This window comes from Iamia sp., assembly GCF_035575815.1.
Lineage (GTDB): Bacteria > Actinomycetota > Acidimicrobiia > Acidimicrobiales > Iamiaceae > Iamia.
Genome location: NZ_DATLXO010000188.1, coordinates 1 through 3,196, shown reverse-complemented (window position 1 = coordinate 3,196; position 3,196 = coordinate 1). Strand labels below are relative to the sequence as shown.

The 3,196-nt window shown below is 69.7% G+C and carries 5 protein-coding genes, 1 tRNA gene and 1 pseudogene; 1 reads left to right on the top strand and 6 read right to left on the bottom strand.

The genetic code is table 11. The annotated features are described in order from the left end of the window. The 3 genes from VNL12_RS19190 to VNL12_RS19180 all read right to left on the bottom strand — a co-directional run. Positions 1-291, bottom strand: a 291-nt coding sequence (locus tag VNL12_RS19190; protein WP_325596727.1) for a transposase family protein, incomplete at its 3' end; no start/stop codon positions are given. 11 nt (positions 292-302) lie between these two features. Further along, on the bottom strand, positions 303-527 hold the full coding sequence (locus VNL12_RS19185; protein WP_325596725.1) for a hypothetical protein: 225 nt from the start codon (positions 525-527) through the stop codon (positions 303-305). Continuing rightward, positions 524-715: a hypothetical protein gene (locus VNL12_RS19180; RefSeq protein WP_325596723.1), complete on the bottom strand. Its 192-nt coding sequence runs from the start codon at positions 713-715 to the stop codon at positions 524-526. Before VNL12_RS19180 ends, VNL12_RS19185 begins: the two co-directional genes overlap by 4 nt. Before the next feature lie 281 nt (positions 716-996). On the opposite strand from VNL12_RS19180, the gene VNL12_RS19175 reads away from it, so the two are divergent. Further along, complete coding sequence (locus VNL12_RS19175) at positions 997-1,803, top strand: SDR family NAD(P)-dependent oxidoreductase (protein WP_325596721.1); 807 nt, start codon at positions 997-999, stop codon at positions 1,801-1,803. A gap of 181 nt (positions 1,804-1,984) precedes the next feature. Here the strand turns inward: VNL12_RS19175 and VNL12_RS21070 are convergent. From VNL12_RS21070 to VNL12_RS19155, 3 genes and pseudogenes are all read right to left on the bottom strand, one after another. After that, positions 1,985-2,739 (bottom strand): annotated as a pseudogene (locus VNL12_RS21070) (alpha/beta fold hydrolase). A gap of 39 nt (positions 2,740-2,778) precedes the next feature. Further along, a complete protein-coding gene (locus VNL12_RS19160; RefSeq protein ID WP_325596715.1) occupies positions 2,779-3,024 on the bottom strand; it encodes a hypothetical protein in 246 nt (81 codons plus the stop codon). Positions 3,025-3,056: 32 nt separating this feature from the next. After that, positions 3,057-3,129 (bottom strand) — tRNA-Ile (locus tag VNL12_RS19155). Between the last annotated feature and the right edge of the window lie 67 nt (positions 3,130-3,196).

Below are 3,196 nucleotides of genomic sequence, written 5' to 3'. Positions count from 1 at the left end.
ACTTCGGTTGGCGACCCAGCCAGGTACCGAGCTCGGGGCCTTGGCGGCCCTCGATGACGTCGATGACCAGGACCCGACCGGGCACTCCGGTTCCCGACAGGCCCAGCGCCGCTTGTGCCACACCGGGCTCACCGGGGACCCGAAGGTGGGCAGGACCGCCAACGGCACCCGTCGGCGGCCCTTCAACGAGGCCCGGGCCCCGCACGCCCCGCAGCCCACAGCGCGCTCGGTCGTCTCGACCGCCACGTGCACCCGGCCATCGGCGCCCCGGGCGACCTCCAAGATCGCCACCCGATCCAGGCCTACCAACAGCTCGCACCAACGCGCACGGTCTGGGTTGCCGCCTTGTGCGCCTCGACGTCGTTGCGGAACGCCACATCGGCCTCCGCTGACAGCGTCGCCTCCTCCGGGAGCTCCATCTCGCCGAAGGCTCCGAGGATCGACTGGCTTCCGATCACGATGATGTCGCCGTCGGAGGCGATCTTGCTGGCCGCTCGAAGGACGTGTGCGAGCTGCGCCCGGTTCACGACAGGAACCGATGCCTCACGGCGTGGGCGTCGAGGATCGGTTGGCGGGTCTCGTCGGGCAGCACGCCGGCGAAGGGGTTGTTCTGGCGCAGCTCCCGCGCGCCGGGCGAGATTGAAGTCAGCGTGGCCAGAGCCTTCTCGATAGGCCCGTCGAGCAGACGAGCCCACTCCTCCAGCCATCGGACCACTTGGCCGCGCCGGTGGGTCCGCTGGAGGAGCTCGAGGTTGCGGCGCGCCCCTGCCCCGGGCCCGGCCCGTGGTCGATCTGCCTGCCGGCGACATGGACCAGGTCAAGGTCCACCTGGCCTGAGTACTACGGGAAGAAGATGGAGGCGGCCGGGCTCGGCCAGCGTCGAGGTCGCCTCTGAAGAGCCCGGAACCAGCGCAACCCCGACGCCGGGTCGTTTGACCGTGGCCGACGGGGTGAGATACAGGTCGCGAACCCGACCAGGACAGGACACCGACCGACATGGTCACCTCAGCAGCAGCTCGCCCCTTCGGCATCGTCACCGGCGCATCGAGCGGGATCGGTCTCGGCATCGCTCGGGACCTGGTTCGTCGGGGTTACGACCTCGTCGTGGCCGCCGATGAAGCCGAGATCCACAGCGCCGCGACGGAGCTTCAGGGGGTGGACGGCGCCGACGTCCGCGCCGTCCGGGTCGACCTGGCCACGAGGGACGGTGTCCGGGAGCTGGCCGAGGCGACACGAACGGTCGGCCGACCCGTCGACGCCCTGGTGCTCAACGCCGGCGTCGGGGTCGACGGGCCCTTCGTCGAGACCGACGTCGACGCCCACGTCCGGCTGATCGAGCTCAACATCACCAGTGCCGTGCACCTGGCCGGGCTCCTGCTACCGGCGATGGCCGCACGGGGCGAGGGCCGCCTGATGATCACCTCGTCGGTCGCCGCAGCCATGACCGGCCCGCTGATGTCGACCTACAACGCCTCCAAGACGTTCCTGGCCGCCTTCGCCGAGGCCCTCCACGAGGAGCTGGACGACTGCGGCGTGACCGTCACCGCGCTCATGCCCGGCGGCACCGACACCGAGTTCTTCGCCCGGGCCGACATGGAGGATTCGAAGTTGGGCCAGGCCAAGAAGGACGACCCGGACGAGGTCGGTCGCGACGCGGTCGATGCGATGCTCGCGGGCAAGGACAAGGTCATACCGGGTTCGCTCAAGAACAAGGTGCTCGTCGCCGCCTCGAAGGTGCTGCCCGACGGCGCCGTCGGCGCGGGCCACGAGCGCTTCGTCGAGACCGACACCGACAAGGGTTGACCCTTCCCGGCGGTGGGCGACCGCGTCTGCCGCCTCGGCCTCACGGCGCGGTGAGGACTGCTTGAGGCGTCCAAGGGTGTAGCCGGCGATTTCGGGCGCCCATGACCGTCCGGCCGATCCAGATGCCGGTCCTCGGCCGCCGGAGGTTGGTGGCCGAGGACAGATGCCGGCGCAGGCGTTGCTACTTGGCGAGGAAGACGATCAGGGCTCGGTTGAAGGCGTTGGCGTGGCTGACGTTGCCGCCGTGGGGGTGCCTTCGAGGACCACCACCTCGCTGTGGGCGATGGCGGCGTGTGTCCGTTGGCCCGACCCCTCGAACGGGACGGTGCCGTCGCCGTCGCCGTGGACGACGAGCGTGGGCACGGTGACGTTGAGGAGGTCGCCGCGGAAGTCGGTTGCACCGAAGGTTCCCATGCAGGCGAGGACGGCCTTCTTGTCGGCCTGCTGACAGAGCTTGAGCGCTTCCTGACTGCTGCGGCTCGGTTACCTTCAGGACGCCGTCGACGGAGAAGAACTGCTTGGTGAAGTCGTCGTAGAACGAGTCCTGGTCCTTGGTGAGGTCCGCCGTCATCTGGGCGGCCTGCTTCTTGGAGAGGGGGCCGTCGGGATCGTCGCTGGTCTCGAGCATGTAGGGCGTGACCGCGGCGGCGAACACCACGCTGTGGAGCCGCTCGACCCCGTGCTTGGTGATGTAGCCGGACCTCACCGCCGCCCATGGAGAACCCCGACGAGGGTGACATCGTGCAGGTCGAGCTCGGAGAGCACGCCCTCCAGGTCATCAGCGAGCGTGTCGTAGGTGTAGCCGCGCCACGGCTGGTCGCTCTGCCCGAAGCCGCGGCGGTCGTAAGCGATCACCCGGTAGCCGGCCTACTCGAGCACCGGGACCTGGTCCTTCCAGGACGCGCTCGACAGGGGCCAGCCGTGGATCAACACCACGGGCCGGCCCGAGCTTCCGGTCGTGGACCTTGGTGTCCTTCAGCAGTCCGGAACGTCACGGCGGCGACGGAGCGCGCACAGCTCGGCCCGCCGCATGCCGGTCGTGGCCGACACGAAGATCGCTCGCGCCTTCTCCGGGCTGCGAGATGCCTTCGCCTCCTCGATGAGGGCGATGACGTCTCCGGGTTCGGGAACGACCGGTGCCCGGTTGGGGATCGACGGCGGGTCCGCCCACTGCGCGGGATTCGAGTCGCGCCAGCCCCAGCGGCAGGCCTGTGTGAACATCGACGAGAGACAGGCATGGATATCGCATCGAGTGGGCCCGGCGGGGATCGAACCCGCGACCGAGGGATTATGAGTCCCCTGCTCTGACCACTGAGCTACAGGCCCGTGACCCGCCGGTGCGGCGACCGACGGCGGCCCACGGTACCCGCCGCCCGGATCCCGCCGAGCCGGG